The organism is Conexibacter sp. CPCC 206217, assembly GCF_030646165.1.
Taxonomy (GTDB): domain Bacteria; phylum Actinomycetota; class Thermoleophilia; order Solirubrobacterales; family Solirubrobacteraceae; genus Conexibacter.
The window spans coordinates 218037-244034 of the sequence record NZ_JAUTDO010000002.1 but is presented as its reverse complement, the minus strand read 5'-3'; the positions used below and the strand labels follow the sequence as shown (position 1 = coordinate 244034).

The 25998-nt window shown below is 71.8% G+C and carries 26 protein-coding genes, 1 tRNA gene and 1 pseudogene; 20 read left to right on the top strand and 8 right to left on the bottom strand.

All coding sequences use genetic code 11. The features are described from left to right. Positions 1–68: 68 nt before the first annotated feature. The 3 genes from Q7L65_RS05905 (at position 69) to sufD (ending at position 3220) form a co-directional block, all read left to right on the top strand. Complete coding sequence (locus tag Q7L65_RS05905) at positions 69–386, top strand: bifunctional 3-phenylpropionate/cinnamic acid dioxygenase ferredoxin subunit (RefSeq protein WP_304719370.1); 318 nt, start codon at positions 69–71, stop codon at positions 384–386. Between the two features lie 2 nt (positions 387–388). Further along, positions 389–1822, top strand: coding sequence for a Fe-S cluster assembly protein SufB (gene sufB / locus Q7L65_RS05900; protein WP_304719369.1), 1434 nt, complete (start codon positions 389–391; stop codon positions 1820–1822). A 129-nt stretch (positions 1823–1951) separates the two neighbouring features. Then, positions 1952–3220 (top strand): Fe-S cluster assembly protein SufD, encoded by a 1269-nt coding sequence (gene sufD / locus Q7L65_RS05895; RefSeq protein ID WP_304719367.1) that lies wholly within the window; start codon positions 1952–1954, stop codon positions 3218–3220. A gap of 22 nt (positions 3221–3242) precedes the next feature. Here sufD and htpX read toward each other — a convergent pair whose 3' ends face one another. Next, positions 3243–4184, bottom strand: coding sequence for a zinc metalloprotease HtpX (gene htpX, locus Q7L65_RS05890; RefSeq protein ID WP_304719365.1), 942 nt, complete (start codon positions 4182–4184; stop codon positions 3243–3245). 354 nt (positions 4185–4538) lie between these two features. On the opposite strand from htpX, the gene Q7L65_RS05885 reads away from it, so the two are divergent. The 5 genes from Q7L65_RS05885 (at position 4539) to Q7L65_RS05865 (ending at position 10725) form a co-directional block, all read left to right on the top strand. Then, positions 4539–6407 (top strand): bifunctional diguanylate cyclase/phosphodiesterase, encoded by a 1869-nt coding sequence (locus tag Q7L65_RS05885; RefSeq protein ID WP_304719364.1) that lies wholly within the window; start codon positions 4539–4541, stop codon positions 6405–6407. 13 nt (positions 6408–6420) lie between these two features. After that, positions 6421–7068, top strand: coding sequence for a response regulator transcription factor (locus Q7L65_RS05880; protein WP_304719363.1), 648 nt, complete (start codon positions 6421–6423; stop codon positions 7066–7068). Further along, entirely contained in the window at positions 7065–8225 is a 1161-nt protein-coding gene (locus tag Q7L65_RS05875) for a sensor histidine kinase (RefSeq protein ID WP_304719362.1), read from the top strand. The genes Q7L65_RS05880 and Q7L65_RS05875 overlap by 4 nt, the downstream gene beginning before the upstream one ends. Before the next feature lie 172 nt (positions 8226–8397). Beyond that, complete coding sequence (locus tag Q7L65_RS05870; protein ID WP_304719361.1) at positions 8398–10383, top strand: GMC family oxidoreductase N-terminal domain-containing protein; 1986 nt, start codon at positions 8398–8400, stop codon at positions 10381–10383. Positions 10384–10455: 72 nt separating this feature from the next. Continuing rightward, positions 10456–10725 (top strand): hypothetical protein, encoded by a 270-nt coding sequence (locus tag Q7L65_RS05865; protein WP_304719360.1) that lies wholly within the window; start codon positions 10456–10458, stop codon positions 10723–10725. A 33-nt stretch (positions 10726–10758) separates the two neighbouring features. On the opposite strand, the gene Q7L65_RS05860 is transcribed toward Q7L65_RS05865, so the two are convergent. Next, positions 10759–11097 (bottom strand): hypothetical protein, encoded by a 339-nt coding sequence (locus Q7L65_RS05860; protein ID WP_304719359.1) that lies wholly within the window; start codon positions 11095–11097, stop codon positions 10759–10761. 63 nt (positions 11098–11160) lie between these two features. Here Q7L65_RS05860 and Q7L65_RS05855 point away from each other — a divergent pair, with 63 nt between their 5' ends. Continuing rightward, positions 11161–11850 carry a response regulator transcription factor gene (locus Q7L65_RS05855; RefSeq protein WP_304719358.1) on the top strand — a complete coding sequence of 230 codons (690 nt, stop codon included), beginning with the start codon at positions 11161–11163 and terminating at the stop codon, positions 11848–11850. A 45-nt stretch (positions 11851–11895) separates the two neighbouring features. Here Q7L65_RS05855 and Q7L65_RS05850 read toward each other — a convergent pair whose 3' ends face one another. Next, entirely contained in the window at positions 11896–13848 is a 1953-nt protein-coding gene (locus Q7L65_RS05850; RefSeq protein WP_304719357.1) for an ATP-binding protein, read from the bottom strand. A gap of 96 nt (positions 13849–13944) precedes the next feature. Here Q7L65_RS05850 and fdhD point away from each other — a divergent pair, with 96 nt between their 5' ends. The 4 genes from fdhD to Q7L65_RS05830 all read left to right on the top strand — a co-directional run bounded on the left by fdhD (position 13945) and on the right by Q7L65_RS05830 (position 17342). After that, entirely contained in the window at positions 13945–14694 is a 750-nt protein-coding gene (gene fdhD, locus Q7L65_RS05845; protein ID WP_370552527.1) for a formate dehydrogenase accessory sulfurtransferase FdhD, read from the top strand. Positions 14695–14848: 154 nt separating this feature from the next. Further along, complete coding sequence (locus tag Q7L65_RS05840; protein WP_304719355.1) at positions 14849–15286, top strand: hypothetical protein; 438 nt, start codon at positions 14849–14851, stop codon at positions 15284–15286. A 10-nt stretch (positions 15287–15296) separates the two neighbouring features. After that, entirely contained in the window at positions 15297–16478 is a 1182-nt protein-coding gene (locus Q7L65_RS05835) for an SLC13 family permease (protein WP_304719354.1), read from the top strand. Between the two features lie 63 nt (positions 16479–16541). Beyond that, positions 16542–17342 carry a fumarylacetoacetate hydrolase family protein gene (locus Q7L65_RS05830; protein ID WP_304719353.1) on the top strand — a complete coding sequence of 267 codons (801 nt, stop codon included), beginning with the start codon at positions 16542–16544 and terminating at the stop codon, positions 17340–17342. Here the strand turns inward: Q7L65_RS05830 and Q7L65_RS05825 are convergent. After that, a pseudogene (locus Q7L65_RS05825) lies at positions 17339–17536 on the bottom strand (LysR substrate-binding domain-containing protein); the annotation flags it as partial. The gene Q7L65_RS05830 and the pseudogene Q7L65_RS05825 overlap by 4 nt on opposite strands. Before the next feature lie 23 nt (positions 17537–17559). On the opposite strand from Q7L65_RS05825, the gene Q7L65_RS05820 reads away from it, so the two are divergent. After that, a complete protein-coding gene (locus tag Q7L65_RS05820) occupies positions 17560–18120 on the top strand; it encodes a hypothetical protein (RefSeq protein ID WP_304719352.1) in 561 nt (186 codons plus the stop codon). Between the two features lie 7 nt (positions 18121–18127). Here Q7L65_RS05820 and Q7L65_RS05815 read toward each other — a convergent pair whose 3' ends face one another. Together Q7L65_RS05815 and Q7L65_RS05810 are read right to left on the bottom strand one after the other, a co-directional pair. Further along, on the bottom strand, positions 18128–18709 hold the full coding sequence (locus tag Q7L65_RS05815; RefSeq protein ID WP_304719351.1) for an ATP-dependent Clp protease proteolytic subunit: 582 nt from the start codon (positions 18707–18709) through the stop codon (positions 18128–18130). A 79-nt stretch (positions 18710–18788) separates the two neighbouring features. Then, positions 18789–19784, bottom strand: coding sequence for a zinc-dependent alcohol dehydrogenase family protein (locus Q7L65_RS05810; RefSeq protein ID WP_304719350.1), 996 nt, complete (start codon positions 19782–19784; stop codon positions 18789–18791). Positions 19785–19883: 99 nt separating this feature from the next. Here Q7L65_RS05810 and Q7L65_RS05805 point away from each other — a divergent pair, with 99 nt between their 5' ends. Genes Q7L65_RS05805 through pgsA form a run of 3 tightly spaced genes read left to right on the top strand, consistent with a single transcriptional unit; the run spans position 19884 to position 22138 of the window. Continuing rightward, the gene (locus tag Q7L65_RS05805; protein ID WP_304719349.1) at positions 19884–20666 is read left to right on the top strand and encodes an ABC transporter ATP-binding protein; all 783 of its coding nucleotides are present in this window, start codon (positions 19884–19886) and stop codon (positions 20664–20666) included. Beyond that, positions 20663–21505 (top strand): ABC transporter permease, encoded by an 843-nt coding sequence (locus tag Q7L65_RS05800; RefSeq protein ID WP_304719348.1) that lies wholly within the window; start codon positions 20663–20665, stop codon positions 21503–21505. Before Q7L65_RS05805 ends, Q7L65_RS05800 begins: the two co-directional genes overlap by 4 nt. Before the next feature lie 33 nt (positions 21506–21538). Next, positions 21539–22138 (top strand): CDP-diacylglycerol--glycerol-3-phosphate 3-phosphatidyltransferase, encoded by a 600-nt coding sequence (gene pgsA / locus Q7L65_RS05795; RefSeq protein WP_304719347.1) that lies wholly within the window; start codon positions 21539–21541, stop codon positions 22136–22138. A gap of 95 nt (positions 22139–22233) precedes the next feature. Here the strand turns inward: pgsA and mptA are convergent, their stop codons facing one another. Next, a complete protein-coding gene (gene mptA / locus Q7L65_RS05790) occupies positions 22234–23244 on the bottom strand; it encodes a GTP cyclohydrolase MptA (protein ID WP_304719346.1) in 1011 nt (336 codons plus the stop codon). Between the two features lie 310 nt (positions 23245–23554). Between mptA and Q7L65_RS05785 the strand changes: the two genes are divergently transcribed. Together Q7L65_RS05785 and Q7L65_RS05780 are read left to right on the top strand one after the other, a co-directional pair. Then, a complete protein-coding gene (locus tag Q7L65_RS05785) occupies positions 23555–24646 on the top strand; it encodes a sigma-70 family RNA polymerase sigma factor (protein ID WP_304719345.1) in 1092 nt (363 codons plus the stop codon). 91 nt (positions 24647–24737) lie between these two features. Then, positions 24738–24819, top strand: a tRNA-Tyr gene (locus Q7L65_RS05780). A gap of 52 nt (positions 24820–24871) precedes the next feature. Here Q7L65_RS05780 and Q7L65_RS05775 read toward each other — a convergent pair. After that, positions 24872–25615 carry a hypothetical protein gene (locus tag Q7L65_RS05775; RefSeq protein ID WP_304719344.1) on the bottom strand — a complete coding sequence of 248 codons (744 nt, stop codon included), beginning with the start codon at positions 25613–25615 and terminating at the stop codon, positions 24872–24874. A 45-nt stretch (positions 25616–25660) separates the two neighbouring features. Between Q7L65_RS05775 and Q7L65_RS05770 the strand changes: the two genes are divergently transcribed. Next, positions 25661–25951: a hypothetical protein gene (locus tag Q7L65_RS05770; protein WP_304719343.1), complete on the top strand. Its 291-nt coding sequence runs from the start codon at positions 25661–25663 to the stop codon at positions 25949–25951. The last annotated feature ends 47 nt before the right edge of the window (positions 25952–25998 follow it).

Below are 25998 nucleotides of genomic sequence, written 5' to 3'. Positions count from 1 at the left end.
GCTCTCAGAGGGGTCCCCGCTATCATCGGAGCGGTAAATCCGATCATCTGACTAGGACTTCTTCCCACGTGCCGGAAACGATCACCGTCTGTCCGCTCGCAGAGCTGCCGCCAGGCAGCATGCGGCTCGTCGAATTCGACGATCTCGAGATCGGCGTCTTCAACTGCGCCGGAACGATCTACGCGATCGAAGACCGCTGCTCGCACGACGACGGACCGCTCGTCGAGGGCTTCCTCGACGCGGACGGCTGCACGATCGAATGCCCGCGCCACGGGTCGTTGTTCGACCTGAAGACCGGTAAGCCACTGACGCTTCCGGCATACGTCCCGGTGGACACGTACCCGGTGGTCATCGACGACAACGTGATCAAGCTGGAGGTTGACTGACCATGGCCACGCCTGAAGTGATCGCAGAGCAGGACGCGCTCAAGGGCATCAACGCCGACTACACGGAGCGGTTCGGCTTCCACGACGCCGAGAACTACCTGTACAAGGCGCCCAAGGGCATCAACAGAGAGATCGTCGAGAAGATCTCCGAGTTCAAGAGCGAGCCGCAGTGGATGCGCGACTTCCGCCTGAAGGCGCTCGAGCACTTCTTCGAGCACCCGATGCCGAGATGGGGCTCGCCGATGCTGGCCGAGGTCGACTTCGACAACATCCACTACTTCGTGCGCGCCTCCGAGCGCTCCGAGCGCTCGTGGGACGACGTCCCCGAGGACGTCAAGAAGACGTTCGACCGCCTCGGCATCCCGGAGGCGGAGCGCAGATTCCTCTCCGGCGTCGGCGCGCAGTACGAGTCGGAGGTCGTCTATCACCAGGTCCACGAGGACCTGGAGAAGCAGGGCGTCATCTTCACCGACATGGACACGGCGCTGCGCGAGCACCCGGAGCTGCTGAGAGAGTACTTCGCGACGATCATCCCGCCCAACGACAACAAGCTCGCCGCGCTCAACAGCGCCGTGTGGTCGGGCGGGTCGTTCGTCTACGTGCCGCCGGGCGTCCACGTCGAGATGCCGCTGCAGGCCTACTTCCGCATCAACACGGAGAACATGGGCCAGTTCGAGCGCACGCTGATCATCGCCGACGAGGGCTCCTACGTGCACTACGTCGAGGGCTGCACCGCGCCGACGTACTCGTCGGACTCGCTGCACTCGGCCGTCGTCGAGCTGGTCGCCAAGCCGGGCGCGCGGATCCGCTACACGACCGTCCAGAACTGGTCGCAGAACGTCTTCAACCTCGTCACCAAGCGCGCGATCGCCGAGACCGACGCGACGGTCGAGTGGGTCGACTGCAACCTCGGCTCGAAGCTGACGATGAAGTACCCGTCCGTCTACCTGATGGGCGAGCGGGCGCACGGCGAGATCCTCTCGATCGCGTTCGCCGGCAAGGGCCAGCACCAGGACGCGGGCGGCAAGATCGTCCACGCGGCGCCGAACACGACGTCGAACATCTTCGCCAAGTCGATCTCCAAGGACGGCGGGCGCGGCTCCTACCGCGGCCTGCTCGAGGTCGCCAGAGGCGCGCACGGGTCGAAGTCGAAGGTCGTCTGCGACGCCCTGCTGCTGGACGAGGACTCGCGCTCGGACACCTACCCGACGATCCGCATCGGCGAGGACGACGTCGACGTCGGCCACGAGGCGACCGTCTCGAAGATCGGCGAGGAGCAGGTCTTCTACCTGATGACGCACGGCATCAGCGAGGAAGAGGCGTCGAAGCTGATCGTGAACGGCTTCATCGAGCCGATCACGAAGGAGCTGCCGATGGAGTACGCCGTCGAGATGAACCGGCTGATCGAGTTGCAGATGGAAGGTTCGATCGGGTGATCTGACGGCGCCTCGCCGCGCCTGGCTTTGTCCTCGGTCGCTTATGGGCTAGCGCCCACCGCGCTCCCTGCGTTCGCGCCAGGCACGGCGATCCACCATCAGCTCACCCAATCGATACTGGAGAACCGTATGGCTACTGCGATTTCACCCGAACAGCCCGGCTGGCTGACCGCCCGGCGCGAGCGCGCCGCTTCGCTCAGCGAGTCGCTGGAGCTGCCGACCTACAAGGGCAGAGCGGGCTGGGAGTTCACCGACATCTCGTCGCTGGACCTCGCCGCCTACCCTGGCGCCGGTGCCGGCGACGCGGCGGCCGTGGAGCGCGCCGAGGCGCTCTTCATCGGGCTCGAAGATCCGATCGTCGTCACGCAGGTCGACGCCACGACCGTCGAGGTCGCGGGCGAACTGCCCGACGGCGTCGTCGTCACGACGCTGGAGCAGGCCGCCGCGTCGCATCCCGAGCTGGTCGAGCAGCACCTCGGCACGATCGTCTCCGGGCAGGACGCGTTCGTCGCGCGCAACGACGCCGGCTTCGCCGGCGGGCTGTTCGTGCACGTCGGCGGCGGCACGGTGCTGGAGCGGCCGATCCTCGTCACCGTCGTGCAGAACGACGACCGCACCGCGCTCAACTGGCGTTCGCTGATCGTCGTCGAGGACGGCGGCGAGGCGGAGGTGTGGGAGCAGTACCTGTCCTCCGACGCCGACCGCGACGGGCTCTTCAACACCGTCGTCGAGCTGGTCGTCGGCGACAACGCCAACCTGCGCTTCGTCAACGGGCAGAACCTGTCCGAGAAGAGCTGGATCTTCGGCACGCAGCGGGCCGAGGTCGGCCGCGACGGCGCGCTTGACTGGGTCTCGCTCGGCTTCGGCTCCGCGCGCGGCAAGGTGCGGATGGAGACGAAGCTGGCCGGCGCGGGCGCCGACGGCAGAGTCACCGGCGCCTACGCCAGCCACAGACGCCAGCACGTCGACTTCGACACGACGCAGGAGCACGCGGCGCCGCACACGACCTCCGACCTCGCCTTCCGCGGGGTGCTGCAGGGTCGCTCGGAGGCGGTCTGGCGCGGCAACATCATCGTCGACCCTGGCGCGCAGCAGACGGACGCCTTCCAGGAGAGCCGCAACCTGCTGCTGTCCAAGAGAGCGCACGCCGACGCGATCCCCGGCCTGGAGATCCAGGCCAACGACGTGCGCTGCACGCACGCGGCCGCGATCGCGCAGATCGATCCCGAGCAGCTCTTCTACCTGCGCTCGCGCGGGCTGCCGCTGGAGACCGCGAGACGGCTCGTGATCGAGGGCTTCCTCGCCGAGCTGGTCGAGCGCTTCGAGGAGGGTCCGGTCCGGACCGTCCTCGGCGGCGCGCTCGAGCGCCGGCTGGGCTTGATCCTGGGAGAACTCTGAAGCTGACTGAATGCGGCGCGGCTCAGCCGCGCCGCGTCAGCTCGCGGTAGCCACGTGCCGGCGGCAGGTCGCCGGGTGGGCGGGACTGCAGCTGTGACTCGAGTCTCGCCAGCGCCGCGATCCGCTTGTCGAGCGGGGGGTGCGTCGCGAACAGGCTCGCGATCGAGCTGCGCGGCGACGCCGGCAGGATGAAGAACGCGTTCATCTCGCTCGCGGCGCGCAGGTCGCGCTGCGGCACGCGGCTCATCGAGCCGCTGATCTTCATCAGCGCGGAGGCGAGCGCGCTCGGGCGGCCGGTGATGACCGCGGCGCCGCGGTCGGCGGCGAACTCGCGGTAGCGCGACAGCATCCGCAGCAGCAGGAACGAGACCGCGTAGACGGCGAACGAGATCGCGATCAGCGGCAGGATGCCGGGGCTGTCGCGGTTGTTGCCGCCCAGCAGGAAGCCCCATTGCAGGATGAACGCGGCTATCGAGGCGAAGAACGACGCGATCGTCATGATCATCATGTCGCGGTGCTGGACGTGCGCGAGCTCGTGCGCCATCACGCCCTCCAGCTCGTGCGGCTCCAGCAGCTCGAGGATCCCGGTCGTCGCGCAGACGGTCGCGCTCTTGCGCGAGCGGCCGATCGCGAACGCGTTCGGGACCGAGGTCTGCGCGAGCGCGACCTTCGGCTTGGGCAGGTTCGCCTGGATGCAGAGGCGCTCGACGAGCGCGTGCAGTTGCGGCGCCTCCTGCGGGGAGACGACCTTCGCGTGCATCGCGTGCATCGCCAGCTTGTCGGAGGCGAACAGCTGCACGAAGAACAGCCCGCCGGCGATCACGACCGCCGCTCCGATCCCGATGCCGGAGGCGACGACTGCAGCCATCAGCACCACGTAGACGGCCCCCAGCAGGAAGATCGTGGAGATCATCCGAACCTGGAGGCCCGTGTCGCGACCGAAGGTGGACGGGCTGCTGCGCATCGTGGGAACCGGCTCCTGTCTGTCTCTGTCTGCGGCCCGCGCGGCGCGCCGGAGTCAGAGATGGGGCCGGCGCGCCGCGTGGCCTTGGAGGCGCCGGTGGCGCGTCAGGCCCCGACGCGTTGCCCCACCGGCGTGTCAACAACTATGGACCCGGCAGGGGGCTTTGCGCAGGCGTCAGGTGACCCTAATGGCGAGGGGTTCGTCCCCTCCGATCGGACCCCCTCCGATCGGAGGGGGGAAGAGCGCGCTGGTCGCGCCAGCGCGCCGAGACCGGATCCCAGATTGCTACTTGGTTCTCATTTCGCCGATCATCTGCCTGTGGGGGAAGCTGCCGAACACGGCTCGGCGCGTGAGATGCGCCAACAGACCTTGACCAATCGGCCGGGGTTGGAGCTGATCGACCTTGGTCGCGCGCAGCATCTGCTGAGCGCGCACTACGAGGTCCATGAGCTGATGCTGCGCGAGGCTCCGCTGCAGGACGTGCTGGCGGAGCTGGCGCGTGGGATGGAGCGCCACAGCGACGGGATGCTCGCGTCGCTGCTGCTGCTCGATCAGGAACGGCGCACGCTGCACACGGGCGCCGCGCCGAGCCTGCCGCTCGCGTACGTCGACGCGCTCGACGGGATCGCGATCGGGCCCGCCGTCGGCTCATGCGGCAGCGCCGCGTACCACGCGAGCGAGGTGATCGTCGTCGACATCCAGGCCGATGCGCGCTGGAGCGAGCACCGCGAGCTGGCCGCCGAGCACGACCTCGGCGCGTGCTGGTCGGTCCCGATCCTCGACGCCGGCGACGCCGTGCTCGGCACCTTCGCGCTCTACTACCGCGCGCCCCGCGCGCCGCAGGAGAGCGAGCTGCGGCTGATCCGCCACGCGAGCCGGCTGGCGGCGATAGCGATCGAGCGCCACCGCGCGCACGCCAAGCTGCAGCGGCTGGCGACGCGCGACATCCTGACCGGCCTGCCGAACCGCGCGCTGCTGCTGGACCGGCTCGCGCAGGCGCTCGCCCGCGCCCAGCGCACCGGCACCGCGGTCGCCGTCGTGTTCGTCGACCTCGACCGCTTCAAGCTCGTCAACGACTCGCTCGGCCACGAGATGGGCGACTGGATGCTGCGCGAGGTCGCCGACCGGCTCAGCGCGGCGGTCAGTCCGGGCGCCACCGTCGCACGCTTCGGCGGCGACGAGTTCGTCGTCGTCGCCGAGGGCGTCGCCGCCGTCGACGCCCACTGCCTGCCGACGCAGCTGCACGCGGCGCTGGAGGCGCCGCTGCTGCATCCGCTGACGGGTGAGCACACCGTCTCCGCGCACCTCGGCATAGCGCTGACGGACGCCTCGACCGATCCGCGCGAGGCCTTGCGGCGCGCCGAGAGCGCGCTCTACGAAGCAAAGCGCGACGGCGTCACGACGCGCCTCTACAGCGACGAGCTGCGCCGCCGCGCGACCGAGCAGCTGCAGCTGCACAGCGCGCTGCGACGGGCGCTGCCGCGCGGCGAGCTGGAACTCGCCTATCAGCCGATCATCGCCGCCGACAGCGGCCGCGTCGTCGCGTTCGAGTCGTTGATGCGGTGGGACAACCCGCGGCTGGGGCGCGTCTCGCCGGCGCACTTCATCCCCGCCGCCGAGGAGAGCGGCCTGATCCTCGAGCTGGGCGACTGGGCGCTGGCGCGCGCGACCGCGCAGGCGAGCGCCTGGGCCGCCGAGTACGGCCCCGTCGCGATGGCGGTCAACATCTCCGCCCGCCAGCTGATCGACCCGGAGCTGCCGGCGCGGATCGAGCGGACGCTCGGAAGCTCCGGCCTCGATCCGTCGCTGCTGGTGCTGGAGGTGACCGAGACGGCGCTGCTGGAGCACGACGTGCGCGCGGTGCGGTCGCTCGCGACGCTGTCGCGGCTCGGCGTGCACATCGCGCTCGACGACTTCGGCACCGGTTATTCGAGCTTCGCGCGTCTGCGCACGATGCCGATCGATGCGGTCAAGATCGACAAGACGTTCGTCGACGACCTCGGGCACGACGCGGACGCGCGCGCGATCGTGACCGCGATGATCGGCGTCGCGCAGGGGCTCGACCTCGCCGTGACGGCCGAGGGCGTCGAGACGCAGGAGCAGCTGGAGCTGCTGCGCGAGCTCGGCTGCTCGCACCTGCAGGGCTACCTGCTCGGGCGCCCGCAGCCCGCCGCCGAGGCGACCGCGGTGCTCGCCGCGGGCGGCGTCTGGGCGCGGGGCTGATAGAAACGCAGGGGTGAGCGCTTCCCCACCCCGCGTGCGGGTGTTCGTCGCCGACGACCATCCGCTGTTCCGCGAGGCGATCGTGCGGACGATCCGCGAGCGGCCCGACTTCGAGCTGGTCGGCGAGGCCGCCGACGGTCGCAGCGCGCTGCAGGCGATCCGCGAGCTGCGGCCCGACGTCGCCGTGATCGACGTGAAGATGCCCGAGCTGGACGGGTTGCAGGTCGTCGCCGCGATCAGACGCGACGAGCTGGGCACGCGCGTGCTGCTGCTGTCGGCGTACCTCGACAGCGCGATCGTCTTCCAGGCGGTCGGCGCGGGCGCCGCCGCCTACCTGTCGAAGGAGTCCGACCGCGACGCGATCGGCGAGGCGATCGCCGCCGTCGCGCGCGGCGAGACGGTCCTCTCGCCCGAGGCGCAGGCCGGGATCGCCGCCGAGGTGCGCTCGCGCCAGGCGGACGATCGCCCGCTGCTGACCCCGCGTGAGCGCGAGGTGCTCGGCCACGTCGCCGCCGGTCGCGGCGCGCCGGAGATCGCGCGGCTGATCCACCTCAGCCCGGCGACCGTCAAGGGCCATCTGCAGAGCCTCTACGAGAAGCTCGGCGTGTCCGACCGCGCGGCCGCCGTCGCGGAGGCGATGCGCCGCGGCCTGCTCGAATGACCGAGCGCCCGGCGGCGCCCTCCGCGCTGCCGCGCGAGTCGGTGCGGGTGTGGGCGCTGATCCGCCTCGCGGCGCTGCCGGCGATCTACCTCGGCGAACGGCTCGTCGACCACCCGACGCCGCGCAGCGACCCGTTCGGCCCGCTGCTGATCGCCGCCTGCGCCTACGCGCTCGTCGCCGCCGCGGTCGCCTACGCCCCGCGCACGCGGCAGCTGCCGTCGCAGTTGCTGGCGCTGCTGGACCTCGGCTTCCTGTGGGCGCTGACCTACACCTCCGGCGGGCCGTTCTCGCAGCTGCGCTACGCGTTCTTCCTGCTGCCGATCGGCGCGGCACTGCTGCTGCGCCCGGCGCTGACGGCCGCCGCGTCGCTGGTCGTCGTGATCTCCTACGTCGCGATCGCGCTGCTGTACCCGACGCAGGACGCCGGCGACTTCGAGCTGACGCAGGCGGTCTACCTCGTCTGGATGGGGATCGTCGCGGTGCTGCTGTCGCAGCTGCTGGCGCGGCGCGCCGACGAGGTCGAGCGGCTGTCGGCCGACCGCGGCAGGCTCGTGGCGCAGGCGCTCGACGCGGAGGACCGCGAGCGGCGGCGGCTGGCCGCGGCGCTGCATGACGACGCCGTCCAGAACCTGCTCGCGGCGCGCCACGAGCTGGCCGGCGGCGGTGACGTCGCGTTCGTGCAGCACGGGCTCGACCGCACGATCTCGCAGCTGCGCGACGCCGTCTTCGAGCTGTACCCGGCGGCGCTGGACCACGCAGGGCTGGCGGCGGCGCTGGAGGCGGTCGCCGCGCACGCCGGCAGACGCGCGGGCTTCGCCTGGCAGGTCGAGGTCGGCGACGAGGCGGTCGGCCTGCACGACCAGCTGCTGTTCTCGCTCGCTCGCGAGCTGCTCATCAACGTCGCCAAGCACTCCGGCGCCGCGAACGCGACGGTGAGAGTGCGCGCGACGCCGGCGGAGCTGCTGCTGGAGGTCGCCGACGACGGGCGCGGGCTCGATTCGGCGCGGCTGCGCAGCGCGCCGCTGGAGGGTCACATCGGCCTGGCCTCGGCGACCGAGCGGGTCGAGGCGCTCGACGGCGTGCTCGAGATCGCGGCCGAGCCCGGCCACGGCACGCTCGTGCGGGCGCGCATCCCGCTGCGTGGCGAACCATCCTGAATTCACACCAAGCGGGAGCTAATCTGCCGGAACGCCCCGGGACGGCCGGTCCGCGTGCACGGAGGTCGTACGCGGACCGGTGGGGCGGCCTACCGCGCTCCTGTCGCGTGCAGCGACGGAGCACTCATTGCAGTTAGGCTCCTCCTCAATCAGCGAGGAGGAGCCTGCTGCGATGCCAGAGCTGACGTTGACGACCCGCCAGCGGCGGGCGCTCGCCGCGATCTGCGACACGTTCTGCCCGGCCGGCGACGGCTTGCTGAGCGCGAGCGAGCTGGGCGTGCCCGACGCGGTCCTGCGGCTGGTCGCGCGCGACCCTCGCGCGGCCGCGCACAGAGAGCTGCGCCAGTTGCTGAGCGCGTGGGAGTCGCCCGCGCTGACGTACGCGATCGGGCACGGCTGGAAGCGCTTCAGCGCGATGGGGCCCGACAGACGCGAGGCGGCGCTGCTGTCGTGGGGCGACAGCGTCGTGCCGCAGCGGCGGGCGGCGTTTCAGGCGCTGCGCAAGGGCGCGCTGCTGATGTACTACGCCCTGCCGGCGCCGGACGGCGGCCCGAACCCGGTCTGGGACACGCTCGGCTACCCGGGCCCGCCCGGCCCGCCGCCGCTCGCGCCGCCGAAGGCGCTGACGCCGCGGCCGGTCGCGGCCGACACGACGCTCGACTGCGACGTCTGCATCGTCGGCTCCGGCGCGGGCGGCGGGGTCGCGGCGGCGGTGCTGAGCGGCGCCGGGCTCGACGTCGTCGTGCTGGAGGGCGGCGGCTACTACGACGACGGCGACTTCGACGGCGGCGAGCTGAGCGCGCTGACGCGGCTCTACGCCGGCTCCCCGACGGCGACGCACGATCACAGCGTCAGCCTGATCGCCGGCGCCTGCCTCGGCGGCGGCACGGTCGTCAACTACTCGACCTCGTTCCGCACGCCCGACGAGGTGCGCGCCGAATGGGCCGCGCACGGCGTGCCGGCCTTCGTCGGCGAGGAGTACGGCGCGAGCCTCGACGCGGTCTGCGAACGGCTCGGCGTCAACCAGGAGCACAACGATCCGTCGACGCGCGACCGGAAGCTGCGCGCCGGCTGTCTCGCGCTCGGCTGGCACGTCGACGCGATGCCGCGCAACGTCGACGGCCGTTGCGACCAGGGCGTCGACTGCGGCACGTGCGGGCTCGGCTGCCGCCGCGGCGCGAAGCAGTCGGTCGTCAAGACGTGGCTGCCCGACGCCGCCGCGGGCGGTGCGCGGCTGCTGGTCGGCACGAAGGCCGAGCGGGTGCGGATCGAGCAGGGCAGCGCGCGCGGGGTGGACGCGCGCAGCGCCGGCGGCCACCGCGTGACGGTGCGCGCGCGGGCGGTCGTGAGCGCCTGCGGCGCGCTGCACACGCCGGCGCTGCTGAAGCGCTCCGGCCTGCAGAACCAGCACATCGGGCGCCACCTCAAGCTGCACCCGGCGACCGCCGTGTGGGGCGTCTACGACGAGGAGCTGCGGCCGTGGGAGGGCACGATGCAGGCGCTCTACTCCGACCAGCACCGCGACCTCGACGGCGGCTACGGCGTCAAGTACGAGACGGCCTCCGCGCTGCCGCACCTGGCGGTCCCGTTCTTCCCCTGGCGCGGGGCCGGCGCCCACCACGAGCTGATGCAGGCGCTCTCCAGCTCGGTCGCGTTCGGCGTGCTGCTGCGCGACCGCGACGGCGGCGAGGTGCGCGTCGGGCGCGACGGCGAGCCGGTCGTGCGCTACAGACTGTCGCCCTACGACCTCGCGCACGTGCGCAGCGGCGTGGAGGGGGCGGCGCGGATGCACGAGGCGGCCGGCGCGAAACGGATCTTCAGCTCGCAGAGCCGCTTCGTCGCCTACGCGCCGGGCGGCGACGGACCGGGCGCGGGCGGCACGGACGCGGCGCGTCAACGCTTCCTCGACGACGTCGACCGCTGCGGCTACGGCGCCGGGCGCACGCACTTCGCCTCGTTCCACATCATGGGATCGGCGCGGATGGGCGGCGCGGCCAGCACCGCGGCCGTCGCGCCGAGCGGCGAGACGTGGGACGTGCGCGACCTCTACGTCTTCGACGGCTCCGCGTTCCCGAGCGCGCCCGGCGTCAACCCGCAGGTCTCGATCCAGGCGATCGCCCACATGGGGGCGCGGCGGCTGGCCGCGCGACTGGGCTGAAGCGTGCAGGGATCGGGTAGTTCGTATTCTCGGAGCACTGATGCCCTGAAGCTGCACAGGAGGACCGGACCAGTGAAGTTCAACAAGCTCGCGGACAAGGCCAAGCAGGCGATAGAGAGACGTGGCGGGATGGACTCGCTGAAGGAGGACCTGCAGGAGGTCAAGGACGCCGCCACGGGGAGAGGGAGCCTGAAGGACAAGGCGAGAGCGGCTGCGGACGCGCTCAAGACGCCGGGCAAGAACCCGGAGACGCCGGCCGCGAACGCGCCCGCGACGCCGCCGCCGGCTCCCCCCGCGACGCCGCCCGCGGTTCCGCCCACGACGCCGCCTGACGCGGCGTAGCGAAGCCCGGCGTTGCCGCGAAGGCGACGGGGCTCAGGCGGCTGCGGTCACCGCGGCCGCCAGCGCCTCTTCCAGCGCGTCGCGCTGGAAGGGCTTCAGCACGTGCGCGATCGGCGCGAGCTCCTGCAGCTCGGCGCTCGGCGGGAAGATGCTGCAGATCACGATCGCCAGGTCCGGCTGCGTCGCGCGCATCGAGCGGGCCAGGTCGAGGCCGCCGTTGAAGGCGGGCTCCAGCAGCAGCACGTCGACCGCATCCTGGTCGTTGCCGCCGTTGCGGTCGAGCTCGACCGGGTCGTGACCAAGCCGCCTGATCGATCGTTCCAGCAGCGCGCGCACATCGGCCGAGGGCTCCGCGATCAAGACTTTTGCCATCGAAGGATCATCCGGTGAAGCGGCCTGGAGCGTGCATGAATCCGGTATGGAAGCAGGGTGAAAATGGCTGCTGAGGTGCTCGTCGTGGAGGACGAGGACGACGTGCGGCGGCTGGTGCGCGTGCTGCTCGAACGCGCCGGTCACGCGGTCAGAGAGGCCTCCAACGGCGTCGAGGCGCTGCGGCTGCTGCAGGTCTCCACCCCCGATCTCGTCGTGCTCGACGTGACGATGCCGGAGTTGGACGGCTGGCAGACGCTGGAGCGGATCCGCGACCTGACCGAGGTGCCGGTGCTGATGCTGACCGCGCGCGCCGGCGAGCTCGACAAGGTGCGCGGCCTGAAGGGCGGCGCCGACGACTACGTCACGAAGCCGTTCGGCCGACAGGAGTTGTTGGCGCGCGTGGAGGCGCTGCTGCGGCGCACGAGCGGCCCGCCGGAGGTGCGCCCGGCCTACAGAGACGCGATCGTGATGGTCGACTACGTCAGCCGCGAGGTGACCGTCGGCGGGCGTCCGGTGCAGCTGACGCCGCTGGAGTTCAAGCTGCTGTCGGCGTTCGTGCGCCACCCGAACGAGACGCTCGCGCGCGACCGGCTGCTGGAGCTGGTGTGGGGCGACACCGAGGGCTTCGGCGGCGACCAGGTGAAGCTCTACGTCGGCTACCTGCGCCGCAAGCTCGGCTGGGACGCGGCCGCGCCGTCGCCGATCGAGACCGTGCGCGGCTTCGGCTACCGCTACCGGCCGCCGGCGGAGTAGACGGCGGCGAAGCGCGCCGCGCTTCGCCGCGCCGCCACTTGGCGGCTACAGCTCCTCGCGGTAGACGATCGGGACGAGTGCGGCGCCGTTGCGCGCCGGCGTGCGGCCGTCGCGTGCCTCGCTGGCATGCAGCGGCAGGCGCACGCTGAACGTCGTGCCCTGACCGACCTCGCTCGTCAAGCTGATGGTGCCGCCGTGCGCCGCGACGATCGCGCGCACGATCATCAGCCCGAGGCCGACGCCCGGGACCGCTCTGGAGGTCGCGTTGGAGGCGCGGAAGAAGCGGTCGAAGAGGCGGCCCTGCTCGTCCCTCGGCACGCCGACGCCGGTGTCGGCGACGTCTATCCGCGCATCGTCGCCGTCGGCGCTCAGCCGCACCTCGACATGGCCGTCGCTGGGCGTGAACTTGAGCGCGTTGGAGATCAGGTTGTCGAGCACCTGCGCGATCCGGTCGCGGTCGCCGACGCACCCGCCGAGCGGGTCGATCTGCGCGCTCAGCAGGATGCCGGCGTCCTCGGCGCGCGGCCGCGCCGCCTCGACCGCCTCGCGCGTGACCTGCGCGAGGTCGACGATGCCCGGCTCCAGTAGCAGCGAGCCGGACTCGACCTGCGCGGCGAACAGCAGGTCGCCGACCAGCCGCAGCAGCCGCTGCGCGTTGCGCTCGACGATCTCCAGGTAGCGGTGCTGCTCCGCGGCGTCGGCGTCGACGTGCGCGTGCTCGCCGAGCACCAGCTCGACGTAGCCGAGGATCGCCGTCAGCGGAGTGCGCAGCTCGTGCGAGACGAGCGCGAAGAACTCCTCCTTGACGCGCTCGGCCTCACGCTCGCCCGTCACCTCGCGCAGCACCAGCAACCGCCCGATCGTGCGGCCGTGGCCGTCGCGCACGGGGGTCGCGTAGCGGGCGAAGGCGCGGCGCGTGCCCAGCAGCGTGATCTCGTCGCGCGCCTCGCCGCTGCGGCCGCCGGGCGCGGCAGCGTCGAGCGGCACGAGCGTGCCGTCCTGGTCGATCCCGGTCGCGCGCGGGCCGAACGCGGCGCGCACCTCGCGCATCGGCGGGTTGTCGACGATCGCGGCGCCGTCGCGGTCCAGCAGCGCGATCGCGTCCGGGGTCGCGTCGAGGACCGCGCGCAGCACGCTGGCGCCCTCGCGCGCGGAGCGGACCGCGTCGACCAGCTCGGAGCCGCGGCTCTCCAGCTCTTGGTTCTGGCGCTCCAACGCGCCGCGGTTCTCCTCCAGCGAGGCGGCCATTCTGTTGAACGTCCGCGCGAGGTCGGCGACCTCGCCGGAGCCGCCGTCGTCGCCGCGCACGCGTGCCTGCAGATCGCCGTCGGAGATCGCGCGCGCCGCGTCGGCGACGTGGCGCATCGGCGACAGCACGGAGCGCCGCATGTAGTAGAGCGTCCCGGCGACGACGAACAGCGTGAAGACGATGCCGGCGACGCCGACGAACTCCGCCAGCTCGGCGAGGCGACCGGTTCGCTGGCGTCGCGGCAGCAGGTTCGCGCGGCCGTTCTCGACCAGGCGGCTGAGCTGGGCGCTGATCTGGCCGGCTTCGCGCTCGGCGCGCGCGAGCCGCTCGTCGTCCGCGGGTGAGACGTCGCCGTCGGCGCGCACCGCCGCGATCGTCGTGTCGACGAAGTCGCGTGTGCGGGCGAGCTGCGTGCGGATGTCCACCGCGGCCATGTCGGTGCGGCCGCTCAGCACCCGCTCGACGCGATCCAGCGCGTCGTTGAGGGTCGCCGTCGCGGCGTCGAGCTGCCGTGCGGAGGCGGCATCGCGCCGATCGACGTAGTTGCGCAATCCGATGTCGAGCGCGGTCAGGTCGTCGTGCGCGTTGCTCGTGCTGACGACGACGTTGGAGAGATGGCTCGCGGCACTGTCGGTCGAGCGCAGCTCGCGGATCGCGAACAGCATCACGACGAGCACGGCGAGGAACAGGACGGTCAGCGTCCCGATTCCGGCGAGCAGTCTTCGGCGCAGGCCTCCATTGCGGCGCATGCACGTCACACCGTACCGAGGTTCGCTCGTCCTGCCGAGCCGGCCGCGTACGATCGTCACATGGCGGACCGATCGACGGACGTGCGCATCCGTGGCATGCATGCGGCGATAGAGCGCGACGGGGAGCCCGACGTGGTCGCCGTCGAGGAGCCGCTGGAGATCCGCGTCGACGGCGTCCCGCTGGCGGTGACGATGCGCACGCCCGGCGACGACGACCAGCTCGCGGCCGGCTTCCTGCACGGCGAGGGACTGATCGACCGCTGGCCGGCGCGCGTCGGGCCGCCGCAGGACCTGGCTGCCAACGCGGTCGAGGTCGCCGGTCCGCTGCTGCACGATCCCGGCCAGCGCAGCTTCTACACGACCTCCTCGTGCGGGGTCTGCGGCAAGGGGGCGATCGAGCAGGTCGCGGTCGACGCGCCGCGGCTGCCGCTCGACGGCGCGCTCGCGCCGCTGCCGCGCGCGCTGCTGGCGGCGCTGCCGGACCGGCTCGTGCAGCCGGAGTTCGCGCGCACCGGCGGCCTGCACGCGACCGGCCTGTTCGACTGGACCGGGGAGCTGCGCTGCGTGCGCGAGGACGTCGGGCGCCACAACGCGATGGACAAGGTGATCGGCTGGGCGCTGGAGCGCGGCGAGCTGCCGTTGCGCGGCGGCCTGCTGTGCGTCAGCGGGCGGCTCTCGTTCGAGCTGGTGCAGAAGGCGGTCGTCGCGGGCGCGCCGGTGCTCGTCGGCGTCGGCGCGCCGACCTCGCTCGCGGTCGAGCTCGCGCGCGACCGCGAGCTGACGCTGTGCGGGTTCGCGCGCGGCGGGCGGGTGAACGTGTACAGCGGTGCGGCGCGCGTGGGGTGAGCGGCGGCGCCGGGCGCGCGCGAGTCGCAGCGTCGCTGCGCGAGCGCTGGATTTTCCAGCATGCACGTTCGCTGTTGAGCCGGGGCGCGGCGGGGCACACTCACCGTGCGCGCCGCACTCGCGGCCTGCCAGCCCAACGCCGGAGGTGATCGCCGTGCCGGAACCCGCTCGCATCCTGCTCGTCGCCAACCGCACCGCCGCGACGCCGCGGCTGCTGGAGGCCGTCCGCGAGCGCGTCGCGCACGGGCCGGCGACGTTCCACCTCGTCGTGCCCAGACATCCGCCCGGCCTGCACAAGGTCGTCGACCCGCAGGACGGTGACGGCGGCGAGGCGGAGCGGACGCTGGCGGCGGCGATCGGGCCGCTCAGCGAGGCCGCGGGCAGCCCCGTCACCGGCAACGTCGGCAGCACCGAGCCGCTGATGGCGATCGAGGACGCGGTCAACCTCGCGCCGTACGACGAGATAGTGATCTCGACGCTGCCGAAGCACATATCGAGATGGCTGCATCTGGACCTCGTCAGCAAGGCGAGAGGGATCGGCCCGAAGGTGACCCACATCGAAGCGGTCGACGAGGAGTCGCCGGTCCCTTGATCCCGCCCACGTGAGCGTCGCCGAGGAGCTTCGCACCCTCGCGCCGACGCTCGGCTTCCTCGCCGCAGTGCTGGTGCTCGGCCATCTGTGCGAGCGCGAGGGACTGTTCGCCGCCGCCGGTCGGCTGCTCGCCGGCCACGCCGACGGGCGCCCGCGCAGGCTGCTGGCGCTCGTCTTCGCGCTCGCGGCGGCGGTCACCGCCGTGCTCGGGCTCGACGCGACGGTCGTGCTGCTGACGCCGGTCGTGCTCAGCAGCGCGGCGCTGCTGCGGCTGCGCCCGCGCCCGCACGTCTACGCCTGCGTCCACCTCGCCAACTCGGCGTCGCTGCTGCTGCCGGTCTCCAACCTGACGAACCTGCTCGCCTTCCACCAGTCGGGGATCGGCTTCCTGCGCTTCAGCGCGCTGATGGCGCTGCCGTGGATCGTCGTGATCGCGGTCGAGTGGGCGGTGCTGCGGCGCTTCTTCGCGGGAGATCTGGGGGCGGCGGCCGCATCCGGCGACGGCCGTCCGCGTGCGGCCGGCGCCGCGCGTCCCGACGGCGACGAGCGCGGGTCGGGCGCGGTCGCGGTCGACTCACCGCCGACGGCGGACGACCGCGGCTCGCCCGCGCTCGCCGCCGCCGTCGTGCTCGCCACGCTCGCCGGCTTCGTCCTCAGCGCGCCGCTCGGGGTCGATCCCGCGTTCGTCGCGGCGGCGGGCGCGCTCGTCCTCGCGGTGCCGGCGCTGGCGAGCCGGCGGACCTCCGTGCGCGCGCTCGTGAGAGCCGCGAGTCCCGGCTTCCTGGTCTGCGTGCTGGCGCTCGGCGTCGCCGTCGCGGGCGCGCTGTCGCTCGGGCTCGACCGCGTCGTCGACGATCTGCTGCCGCGCGGCGACACGCTGCCGGCGCTGCTCGGCGTGACCGCCGTCGCGGCGCTGCTGGCGAACGCGATCAACAACCTGCCGGCGACGCTGATACTGCTGCCGGCGCTCGCCGACCGCGGCACCGGTCCGCTGCTGGCGGCGCTGATCGGCCTCAACGTCGGCCCGAACCTGACCTACACCGGCTCGCTCGCGACGCTGCTGTGGAAGCGCGTGCTGCGCGGCTCGCGCACGACACCGGAGTGGGCCACGTTCTTGCGGCTCGGCGCGTTGACGGTCGTGCCCGGCCTGCTGCTGGGAACGATTGCGCTGTGGGCGGCGCTCGCCGTCTGACGGTTCGAAGAACGCAGCCGCGCGGGCGGTCGTGGGCGCCGGCAACCATCTACGCTCCCGGCCATGAGACTCGCCACCTTCCTCCTTCCCGGTTCGTCCGAGCCGCTCGCCGGCGAGGTGCGCGACGAGCGCGTCGTCGCCTTCTCCGCGCATCCCGCGCCCGACGGCGTGCGCGAGCGGCTCGCCAGCGGCGACCGCACGCCCGCGTCCGGCCCCGACTACGCGCTCGCCGAGGTGACGCTGCTGGCGCCGGTGCCGCAGCCGCGCGCGATCTTCGGGATCGGCCTCAACTACGCCGCGCACGCGGCCGAGGGCGGCAAGGCGGCGCCGTCGCAGCCGATCGTCTTCTTCAAGCAGCCGGGCGCGTCGGTCGCGCCGAGCGGGCCGGTCCGCCACCCCGCGGTCACGAGCATGCTCGACTACGAGGCCGAGCTGGCCGTCGTGATCGGCGCCGACGGCCAGATCGGCGGCTTCGCGGTCGCCGACGACGTCAGCGCGCGCGACCTGCAGAGAAGCGAGCCGCAGTGGGTGCGCGCGAAGGGCGGCGACACGTTCTGCCCGTGGGGCCCGTGGATCACGACCGCCGACGAGCTGTCGGTCAGCGAGGCCGAGGACCTGCAGATCCGCGCCTGGGTCAACGGCGAGCTGCGCCAGGACTCGCGCACGTCGGACCTGATCTTCGGCTGCCAGGCCTGCGTCGACTTCATCGCCGAGTCGATCGCGCTGCAGCCGGGCGACCTGATCCTGACCGGCACGCCCAGCGGCGTCGGCGTCCACATGAGACCGTCCCGCTTCCTCACCCCGGGCGACGTCGTGAGAATCGAGCTGGAGCGCCTCGGCGCGATCGAGCACCCGGTCGTCTAAGCCTCCGTCGCCAGCTCCTGCAGCAGCGCGAGAGCGGCGGCGCTCGCGTCGCGGGCCGGCAGCGCGGCGTGCAGCCGCCAGGTGAGATCGCCGCCGCGGATCCGCAGCACGTGCAGGTCGCTCAGCGGCGCGGCGGCGAACTCGGGCAGCAGCGCGACGCCGAGGCCGGCGCGCACGAGCTGCTCGGCGGCGCCGAAGTCGCCGACCGCAGCGGGTCGTGATCCCGCGCGCCGACCGCGGGCGCTTCGCCGCCGCCGCTGCCTCCGCGATGGTCTCGTTCGCGACGCTGAGCATCTTCAGCTCGGTCGGGCCGGGCTTCCTCGCCGGCACCCTGCAGCACGACTCGCACGCGCTCGCCGGTGCGATCACCTGCGCGACCTTCCTCGCCGGCGTCGTCACGCAGATCGCGCTCGCGAGACTCGCGGCGGCGCGGCTGGTCGCGCTCGGCCAGGCGCTCGCGGCCGCCGGGCTGGCGCTGCTCGTCGCCGCGCTCTGGATCGAGCGGATGCCGATCTACATCGCGGCTGGCCTGCTGGCCGGCGCCGGCTGCGGCGTGCTGTTCAAGGGCTGCATCGCGACCGTCAACGCGCTCGCGCCGGAGGAGGCGCTGGCCGGTCTGTTCGTCGCGGCCTACTGCGGCACGGCGATCCCGACGGTCGCGCTGGGCCTTGCGACGCAGACATTGGACGCGAAGGTCGCGCTGCTGGCCTTCGCGCTGCTGATGTGCGGCGTGATCGCCGGGCCCGGCCGCCGCGTGCGGCGGCCGGTCGCAGCCTGAGCTGCGCTCAGTGCTTCTCGATCACGCGATCGATCAGCCCGTAGGCGGCGGCCTCGTCGGGCTTGAAGAAGCGGTCGCGCTCCATGTCCGCGTGGACTCTCTCCTCGGTCTGACCCGTGTGGTACGCGTAGATCTCGTCGATCCGCTTGCGCGTCTTGATGATCTCGTTCGCGTGGATCTCGATGTCGGTCGACTGGCCCTCGAAGCCGGCGGACGGCTGGTGGATCAGTATCCGGCTGTTGGGCAGCGACATGCGCTTGCCTCTCGCGCCGCCCATCAGCAGCAGCGAGCCCATCGACATCGCGATTCCGACGCACATCGTCGACACGTCCGGCTTGATGAACTGCATCGTGTCGTAGATCGCCAGGCCGGCGTAGATCGACCCGCCGGGCGAGTTGATGTAGATCGAGATGTCCTTGTCGGGATCGCTCGACTCGAGGTGCAGCAGCTGCGCCACGACGAGGTTCGCGACCTGGTCGTCGACGGCGGTGCCGAGGAAGATGATCCGCTCGTTGAGCAGGCGGCTGTAGATGTCGAACTCGCGCTCGCCGCGCGCGGTGCGCTCGATGACCATCGGGACGAGGGGCATGTGCGGATCGGACCTCCTTGGTGGCGCGGCGGGTTTCAGTGCTGCGGTGCGGCGTCGTCCACTCTGGCAGATCGGCCGCTCACGCGATCTGCAGCACCGCGGCGCCCTCGAACGCGCCTGCCCGCAGATCGGCGAGCGCTTGCTCGGCTGCGTCGAGCGGGTAGCTCGTGACCTGCGTTCTGAGCGGCACGCGCGGGGCGAGCGCGAGGAACGCCTCGCCGTCCTGGCGCGTCAGGTTCGCGACCGATCTGAGCGTCCGCTCGCCCCACAGGTCCGCGTAGGGGAAGGAGGGGATGTCGCTCATGTGGATGCCGGCGCAGATCACGCTGCCGCCGCGCGCGACCGCGCGCAGCGCGAGCGGCACGAGCGCGCCGACGGGGGCGAAGATCAGCGCCGCGTCCAGCTCCTCGGGCGGCCGCTGCGTGCTGGTCCCGGCCCAGGTCGCGCCGAGCCCGCGCGCGAACCGCTGCCCGGCGCGATCGCCCTCGCGCGTGAACGCGAACACCTCCCGCCCCTCGTGCACGGCAACCTGGCAGATCAGGTGCGCGGCCGAGCCGAAGCCGTAGAGGCCGAGCCGCTGCGCGTCGCCGGTCATCTGCAGCGCGCGGTAGCCGATCAGGCCGGCGCAGAGGAGCGGGGCGAGCTGCTCGTCGGAGAGGGGACCCGGCAGCGGAAAGCAGAAGCGCGCGTCGGCGACGGTCAGCTCGGCGTAGCCGCCGTCGCGGTCGCAGCCGGTGAACTGGGCTCGCGCGCAGAGGTTCTCGCGGCCGCTTGTGCAGTAGCGGCACTCGCCGCAGGTCCAGCCCAGCCACGGCACGCCGACGCGCGCGCCAAGCTGCACGCCGCGGGTGCCCGCGACCTCGGCGCCGGCTGCCAGCACCTCGCCGACGATCTGGTGGCCGAGCACGAGCGGCGTGTGACCGGCCGGCAGCTCGCCGTCGCGCAGGTGCAGGTCGGTGCGGCAGACGCCGCACGCGCGCACGCGCAGGAGCAGGTCGCCCGGACCGGGGACCGGGTCGGGCAGCTCGGCCGCGCGCAGCGGCTGGCCGGGTGAGTCGAGCACGATCGCGCGCACGCTCCGAATGATCCCCGACCGTGCAAGCGGCTACGCCCGCGTTTCCCCACCAATCCACTGAGGAATCGGCTCGCGAGCGATCGTCTAGCCTCGAAGGTGATGCAGCACGCAACTACCTCCGTCCCCGCGCTCGAGCTGCGCGGCCTGACGAAGCGCTACGACGACGGCTTCCTCGCGCTCGACGGCTTCGACATGTCTGTCCCGGCCGGCGAGTTCTTCGGGCTGCTCGGCCCCAACGGCGCCGGCAAGACGACGCTGATCAGCGCCGTCTGCAACCTGATCCGCACGACCGGCGGCGAGATCCGCATCTTCGGCGTCGACCACCGCGTCGCCGAGGCGCGCCGCATGATCGGCCTCGCCGAGCAGGACATCAACCTCGACCGCTTCCTCGACGTCGAGGAGACGCTGCTCTACCACGGCGGCTACTACGGCATGAGCCGCGAGCACGCGAAGCGCCGTGCGCGCGAGATGATGGACATCTTCGACCTCAGCGGCAAGGCGAAGACGCGCGCGCCGAAGCTGTCGGGCGGCATGCGCCGCCGGCTGCTGATCGCCCGCGCGCTGATGCACGAGCCGCCGATGCTGATCCTCGACGAGCCGACCGCCGGCGTCGACTTCGAGCTGCGGCTGGACCTGTGGCAGTACATCCGCCGCCTGCACGGCGAGGGCACGACCGTGCTGCTGACGACGCACTACCTCGAAGAGGCCGAGGAGCTGTGCAACGAGATCGCGCTGATCAGAGGCGGGCAACTGCTCGCGCGCGACTCGGCCGACGGGCTGCGCGCGCACTACGGCGTCGACACGCTCGCCGACGTGTACGTCAAGGCGATGTCCGGCGCGGCCGCGCCCACCGCCGGCGCCGGCGCGGAGGCGACGGCATGAGCATGCTCGACTCCGCCTCGGCCCCGCGCGCCCCGCGTCACGGCGGCGAGCTCGAAGGCGCCACCGGCTCGCTCGCCGAGCGCCACCGCGGCCTGATCGCGCTCGGCGGCCGCGAGGTCAACCGCGTGCTGAAGCTGTGGCAGCAGACGATCGCCGCGCCGGTCGTCTCGTCGTTCCTCTTCATCCTCGTCTTCGGCCTCTCGCTCGGCAGCCGCATCAGCGGCGTCGACGGGATCCCCTACGACGTCTTCATCGTCCCCGGCCTGGTGACGATGGCGATGGTCCAGGCGGCCTACTCCAACAACAGCTCGTCGGTCTTCCAGGCGCGCTTCGACCGCTACATCAACGACGTGCTCGCCTCGCCGATGAAGAGCTGGGAGGTCAACCTCGGCCTCAGCCTCGGCGGCGCCGTGCGCGCACTGATCATCGCGATCGTGCTCGTGCTGATGGCGCTGCCGGTCACGAGCGTGCCGGTCCACGACCCGCTCGTGCTGATCGTCGCGGTGCTGCTGTCGCTGATCCTGTTCTCGTCGCTCGGCGTGATCGTCGGCGTCTACGCGCAGTCGTGGGACCACGCGAGCTTCGTGCAGAACATCGTGATCGTGCCGCTGTCGTTCCTCGGCGGGACCTTCTACTCCGTCGACACGCTGCCGGAGCCGTGGCGCGAGATCTCGCACGTGAACCCGCTCTTCTACGTGATCCAGGCGGTCCGCGAAGGGTTCCTCGGCGTCAGCGACGTGCCGGTCTGGCTGTCGCTCGGCGTGATGGCGGTGCTGTCGGCCGTGATGATCGCCTGGAGCAGCTGGCTGTTCAGCACGGGGCGCAAGCTGAAGGCTTGAGCTTCGCCCCGGGCGCAGTAGCCTCCGGTGCTGATGTTCCCGGTCAACGTCCCCAACGTCCTGACGGTGCTGCGCATCCTGCTGGTGCCGGTGCTTGTCGTCGCGCTGCTGGGCGAGACGCCCAACGGCGACCTGTGGGCCGCGATCGTCTTCGCGCTCGCCTCGCTGACGGACATGCTCGACGGCTACCTCGCCCGCTCGCGCAACGCGATCACGACGTTCGGGAAGCTGATGGACCCGATCGCCGACAAGCTGCTGATCATCGCGGCGCTGGTCGCGCTCGTCTCGCTCGGGCGCGTCGAGGCGTGGGTCGCGATGGTGATCATCGCGCGCGAGTTCGCCGTCACCGCGCTGCGGATGGCGGCGACCTCGCAGGGCGTCGTGATCTCCGCGAGCTTCTTCGGGAAGCTGAAGACCTGCTTCCAGATCGCGATGGTGATGGCGCTGATCCTGGTCGACCACGCGCTCTGGGTCGACCTGCTCGTCTACGCGACCGTCGCGGTCACGGTCGCCTCCGGCGCCGACTACTTCTTCGGGCTGCGCAAGACGCTCGGCGCGCGCGATCGCGCGGCGGCGCAGGCCGCGCGCGAAGAGCGCGCCGCCGCCCGCAGCGGCGCCGAACGCGCCAGCTAGCGCAGCTCGGCGCAACGGCGCTCAGGTCGCGACGGCGCTCGGGTACGAGGGAGAACGAGCCGCCAGGCGAGTTCTCCCGGCGGGATCAGGAGCCGCTAGGCGAGCGGTCCCGCGCCGTCGAGCCAGGCGCGGCGCGTCGTGTGCGTCGGCGAGTGCTCGCCGCTGCTCAACTCGTGGCGGATCTCGCCGAGCAGGCCGAAGCGCTCGGCTTCGACGTTGTGCTGGTGGATCGTCTCGAGGTTCTTCTGGTGCGCGGAGAAGAACGCGCCGTCGGGCAGTTGCGGGAAGTCGTCGATCACGCCGCGCACCATCTCGCGGACGCAGTCCTCGACGAAGCGCGGGCGGCGGTGCGCCTTCTCGACGACGGAGCCCTCGTCGCTGCGCTTCATCAGCTCGTAGATCTCCGACGACATCGAGCTCTCGACGATGTCGAGCAGCGCGCGCGCTGCGATGTCCTCGTCGCAGTCCTCGGGCAGCCCGATGTGGAGCGTGCCGAGGCCGCGCTGGTTGTGCGTCGCGACGGGCACGTGCTCGAAGATCCGCTCGATCTCGTCGTGGCTGAAGCCGTCCGCGAGCAGGCGCTCGCGCGAGGACTCCTGCACAAGGCCCTGCGCGCACGGGCAGGCGGTCATGCCGGCGGCGGCGACGCCGATCAGCCGGCGCGTGCCGCGCTCGGACGCGACGGCGGAGCCGAACAGCGTGTAGATCTCCTGCGTCTGGATGCCGGAGACGGGCGCCGGCTTGTGCTCCGGGTAGCGCGCCGCGATCGTGACCTCCGCGAGGCGCGCGCCCTGACGCTCGCGCACGCGCTCGGCGACACGCTGCGCGAGCGTCTCGGCGCGGAACGTCGCCTCGCCGAGGATCACCTCGCCGATCGCCTCGTTGACGACCTCCTCGAAGCGCGACATGTGCGCGCCCTTCTGACGCGGCCCGAGGTCGACGAAGCACTCGAGTCTGGCGGAGAAGAGTTGCTCCGTGCCATCTTGCTTGATGCGGATGACTTTCTCGACGCCGGTCACGCCCACGCGCGAGAGGCTGACTTCGAGCGAGGGGAGCTGCGCCTGGACGTCAGGCGCCTGGATGCTGGCGGTACTGGAGTCGGACATCGTCCTCGAAAGGGTAGCGATGGCGGTTCTTCGCCCCCCTCGATCGGGTGGCAAGGTGGGCAGATCGCGGATCATGTGGTATCAATCCGCACCTGGCTGGAAGCCTGCCTCCACGCTTGTGGGCGGGAGAGCGAAACATGGCTCAGCCACATCGCGACTGTCGTCGCGGACGTAGCGTTCAGTTACGAGGTGCATTGAGGAGAGGGGGACCTGCTTCGCGGCGGGTCCGAATCGCGTCTCGAAGAGGAACGAGCTCATCGTGAGGGAGAAGGCTGCAGTTCTGTTGGCGGACGAGGCTCCGATCGCGGAGATGGAAGAGTTCCGTCAGCTGATTGCCGAAGGTCAGGAACGCGGATACCTGACGTTCGAGGAGATCGCCTCCACCTTGGAGGAGGTGGAGGTCACGAAGGAGCAGGTGCAGGAGCTGCATGCGCACCTGGACGAGCACGGCATCGACGTCGTCGAGGCCGACGGGAAGCCCGCCGTCTCTACAGCTGGCGCTGCGGAGGGGGAACGGCCGGACACCCGTCGCGGCGGCGCATCGGCGAAGCGGCCGGAGATCGACCTGACGGTCGAGCCGAGCCTCGACTCGCTGCGGCTGTACCTGCGCTCGATCGGCAGAGTCAACCTGTTGACGGCCGAGCAGGAGGTATCGCTGGCGCAGCGCATCGAGCGCGGCGACATGCGTGCCAAGCAGCAGATGATCGAGGCCAACCTGCGCCTCGTCGTCTCGATCGCGAAGGGCTACCTGGGCCGGGGCCTGACGTTTCTCGACCTGATCCAGGAGGGCTCGCTCGGGCTGATCCGGGCGGTCGAGAAGTTCGACCACCGCCGCGGCTTCAAGTTCTCGACGTATGCGACCTGGTGGATCCGTCAGGCCGTCACGCGCGCGATCGCCGACAAGGGCCGGACCATACGGATCCCGGTCCACATGGTGGAGAAGCTCAACAAGGTCGTGCACGTCGAGCGTCAGCTCGTGCAGTCGCTCGGCCGTGAGCCCTCGCCGGAGGAGATCGCAGCGGAGCTCGAGTGCACCGTGAGAGAGGTTCGGGACATCCTGCGGATGGCCCAGCAGCCGGTCTCGCTCGAGAAGCCGATCGGCGAGGAGGAGGAGTCCGAGCTCGGCGACTTCGTCGAGGACCAGACGGCGGAGTCCCCGTTCGAGCTGGCATCGGAGAACCTCCGTCGTGACAACGTGAGGCGAGCGCTGGCCGCGCTGCCGCAGCGTGAGCGCGAGGTGATCGAGATGCGCTTCGGCCTCGGGGGAGGTCGTCCGCGCACGCTGGAGGAGGTCGGTCGCGCGTTCAACGTGACGCGCGAGCGGATCCGCCAGATCGAGAACCACACGCTGAAGAAGCTCGAGGCGCTGCCCGAGGCACAGCGCCTGCGCGACGCGTCCTAGACGCGTCGATCCGCCGCCGCCTGCCGCCGCCTCGCTCGAGGCGGCGGCGCCGCGCGCACCTCGCTACACTTCGCCGGCCTAATCGCTCCCGGGGCGGATGTCCGAGTGGTTAAAGGAGACGGGCTGTAAACCCGTTGGCTCTGCCTACGCAGGTTCGAATCCTGCTCCGCCCATGCTTCTTCGACCAGCGCCCCGCTCACCGCGGGGCGCTCGTCGTTTCAGGGCTCAGGCGGGCTGCGCGGGCTGCAGCGGGCGGGCCCAGGCGATCGCCGACCAGCCGTGGGGGACGAGGCAGCGGTCGAGGCCGTACTCCATCGCGTGGACGGCGGTGGCGGCGGTCAGCTCGAAGTCGAGCCGGTAGGTGGTCGCGTCGAAGGGGCCGTCGTCGGCGCCGTCCGCGTCCGCGTCCGCGTCGGGGATCAGCATCGCCCTGTCGGAGACGTCCTCGGCACCGCCGAACCAGGCGCCGTCGCCGGAGTTGCCGTCGTCGACCGTGCCGGCCCCGGCCGGCCCCAGCTCGCGCGCCCTCCAGCCGCTCGCGCCGCCGCGCGCCGCCATGTGCGCGACCTCGGCGTCCCAGTCCGGGCGCGGCTCCACGTAGGGCGGCGAGAGGTCGACCTGGACCGACCAGGCGATCCTGTCGGCGTCCTCCGGGCGGTCGCGCCACTGCTCGCCCGGCGGCCGCCGTCGCACCGGCGCCGGCGCGCTCGCGTCCCACGGCGTCGCCCACGGCTCGTGGTCGGTGCCGGCGGCGAAGTAGTCGCTGTCGGCCAGCCGGATCCAGACCAGCGGCGCGCGGGCGCGGCCCCAGGCGATCGCTTCGTCGGCGCCGGCATCGAGCAACTCCTCGCCCATGCCTCTGCCGGTGTCGTGGTGCGCTTCGAAGCGCGCGGTCCAGATCGTCCCGCCGTTGGGGTCGTCGAACGCGTCCTGCTCGGCGATCCAGACAGTTCCCCGCAGTCTGCTCATCGCCCCATTCTCCCACCCCCGCCGTCGGCCTGACACAATCCGCGCATGACGCAACTCGCGCGTATCGCCATCGGAGAGTCGCAGTACGACGATCGCCTCTGGGCCCTGTTGGAAGAGACGGGACTCGACCGCGACGACTTCGAAGGGCTCGACTACTTCAGCCTCCTGCCGTTCTTCGTGCTCGCGGGCGCGTCGGTCAGATCGCACGTGCGCGTGCACGACGACCACAGCCACTTCGAGTCGGTCACCGTCGAGCTGCCCGAGGAGCTGGAGGAGTCGTTCTTCGGCGTCCTCCCGGACCTGCTCGCGCAGCTCTTCGAGGAAGAAGAGGACTGAGCCGCGACGTCCCCAGCCCGACCGGAATCGATGCAGATGCGCTCGCG

What these genes read in the sequence shown, in the direction of transcription:
- Q7L65_RS05785 (WP_304719345.1), top strand. Translation starts at nt 23,555, where the DNA reads ATGGAAGAGTTCCGTCAGCTGATTGCCGAAGGTCAGGAACGCGGATAC.
- Q7L65_RS05885 (WP_304719364.1), top strand. Translation starts at nt 4,539, where the DNA reads ATGCGCCAACAGACCTTGACCAATCGGCCGGGGTTGGAGCTGATCGAC.
- Q7L65_RS05815 (WP_304719351.1), bottom strand. Translation starts at nt 18,709, where the DNA reads ATGCCCCTCGTCCCGATGGTCATCGAGCGCACCGCGCGCGGCGAGCGC.
- Q7L65_RS05875 (WP_304719362.1), top strand. Translation starts at nt 7,065, where the DNA reads ATGACCGAGCGCCCGGCGGCGCCCTCCGCGCTGCCGCGCGAGTCGGTG.
- Q7L65_RS05850 (WP_304719357.1), bottom strand. Translation starts at nt 13,848, where the DNA reads ATGCGCCGCAATGGAGGCCTGCGCCGAAGACTGCTCGCCGGAATCGGG.
- Q7L65_RS05860 (WP_304719359.1), bottom strand. Translation starts at nt 11,097, where the DNA reads ATGGCAAAAGTCTTGATCGCGGAGCCCTCGGCCGATGTGCGCGCGCTG.
- Q7L65_RS05805 (WP_304719349.1), top strand. Translation starts at nt 19,884, where the DNA reads ATGCAGCACGCAACTACCTCCGTCCCCGCGCTCGAGCTGCGCGGCCTG.
- mptA (WP_304719346.1), bottom strand. Translation starts at nt 23,244, where the DNA reads ATGTCCGACTCCAGTACCGCCAGCATCCAGGCGCCTGACGTCCAGGCG.
- Q7L65_RS05870 (WP_304719361.1), top strand. Translation starts at nt 8,398, where the DNA reads ATGCCAGAGCTGACGTTGACGACCCGCCAGCGGCGGGCGCTCGCCGCG.
- Q7L65_RS05800 (WP_304719348.1), top strand. Translation starts at nt 20,663, where the DNA reads ATGAGCATGCTCGACTCCGCCTCGGCCCCGCGCGCCCCGCGTCACGGC.
- pgsA (WP_304719347.1), top strand. Translation starts at nt 21,539, where the DNA reads ATGTTCCCGGTCAACGTCCCCAACGTCCTGACGGTGCTGCGCATCCTG.
- Q7L65_RS05770 (WP_304719343.1), top strand. Translation starts at nt 25,661, where the DNA reads ATGACGCAACTCGCGCGTATCGCCATCGGAGAGTCGCAGTACGACGAT.
- Q7L65_RS05855 (WP_304719358.1), top strand. Translation starts at nt 11,161, where the DNA reads ATGGCTGCTGAGGTGCTCGTCGTGGAGGACGAGGACGACGTGCGGCGG.
- Q7L65_RS05830 (WP_304719353.1), top strand. Translation starts at nt 16,542, where the DNA reads ATGAGACTCGCCACCTTCCTCCTTCCCGGTTCGTCCGAGCCGCTCGCC.
- htpX (WP_304719365.1), bottom strand. Translation starts at nt 4,184, where the DNA reads ATGCGCAGCAGCCCGTCCACCTTCGGTCGCGACACGGGCCTCCAGGTT.
- fdhD (WP_370552527.1), top strand. Translation starts at nt 13,945, where the DNA reads ATGCATGCGGCGATAGAGCGCGACGGGGAGCCCGACGTGGTCGCCGTC.
- sufB (WP_304719369.1), top strand. Translation starts at nt 389, where the DNA reads ATGGCCACGCCTGAAGTGATCGCAGAGCAGGACGCGCTCAAGGGCATC.
- Q7L65_RS05775 (WP_304719344.1), bottom strand. Translation starts at nt 25,615, where the DNA reads ATGAGCAGACTGCGGGGAACTGTCTGGATCGCCGAGCAGGACGCGTTC.
- sufD (WP_304719367.1), top strand. Translation starts at nt 1,952, where the DNA reads ATGGCTACTGCGATTTCACCCGAACAGCCCGGCTGGCTGACCGCCCGG.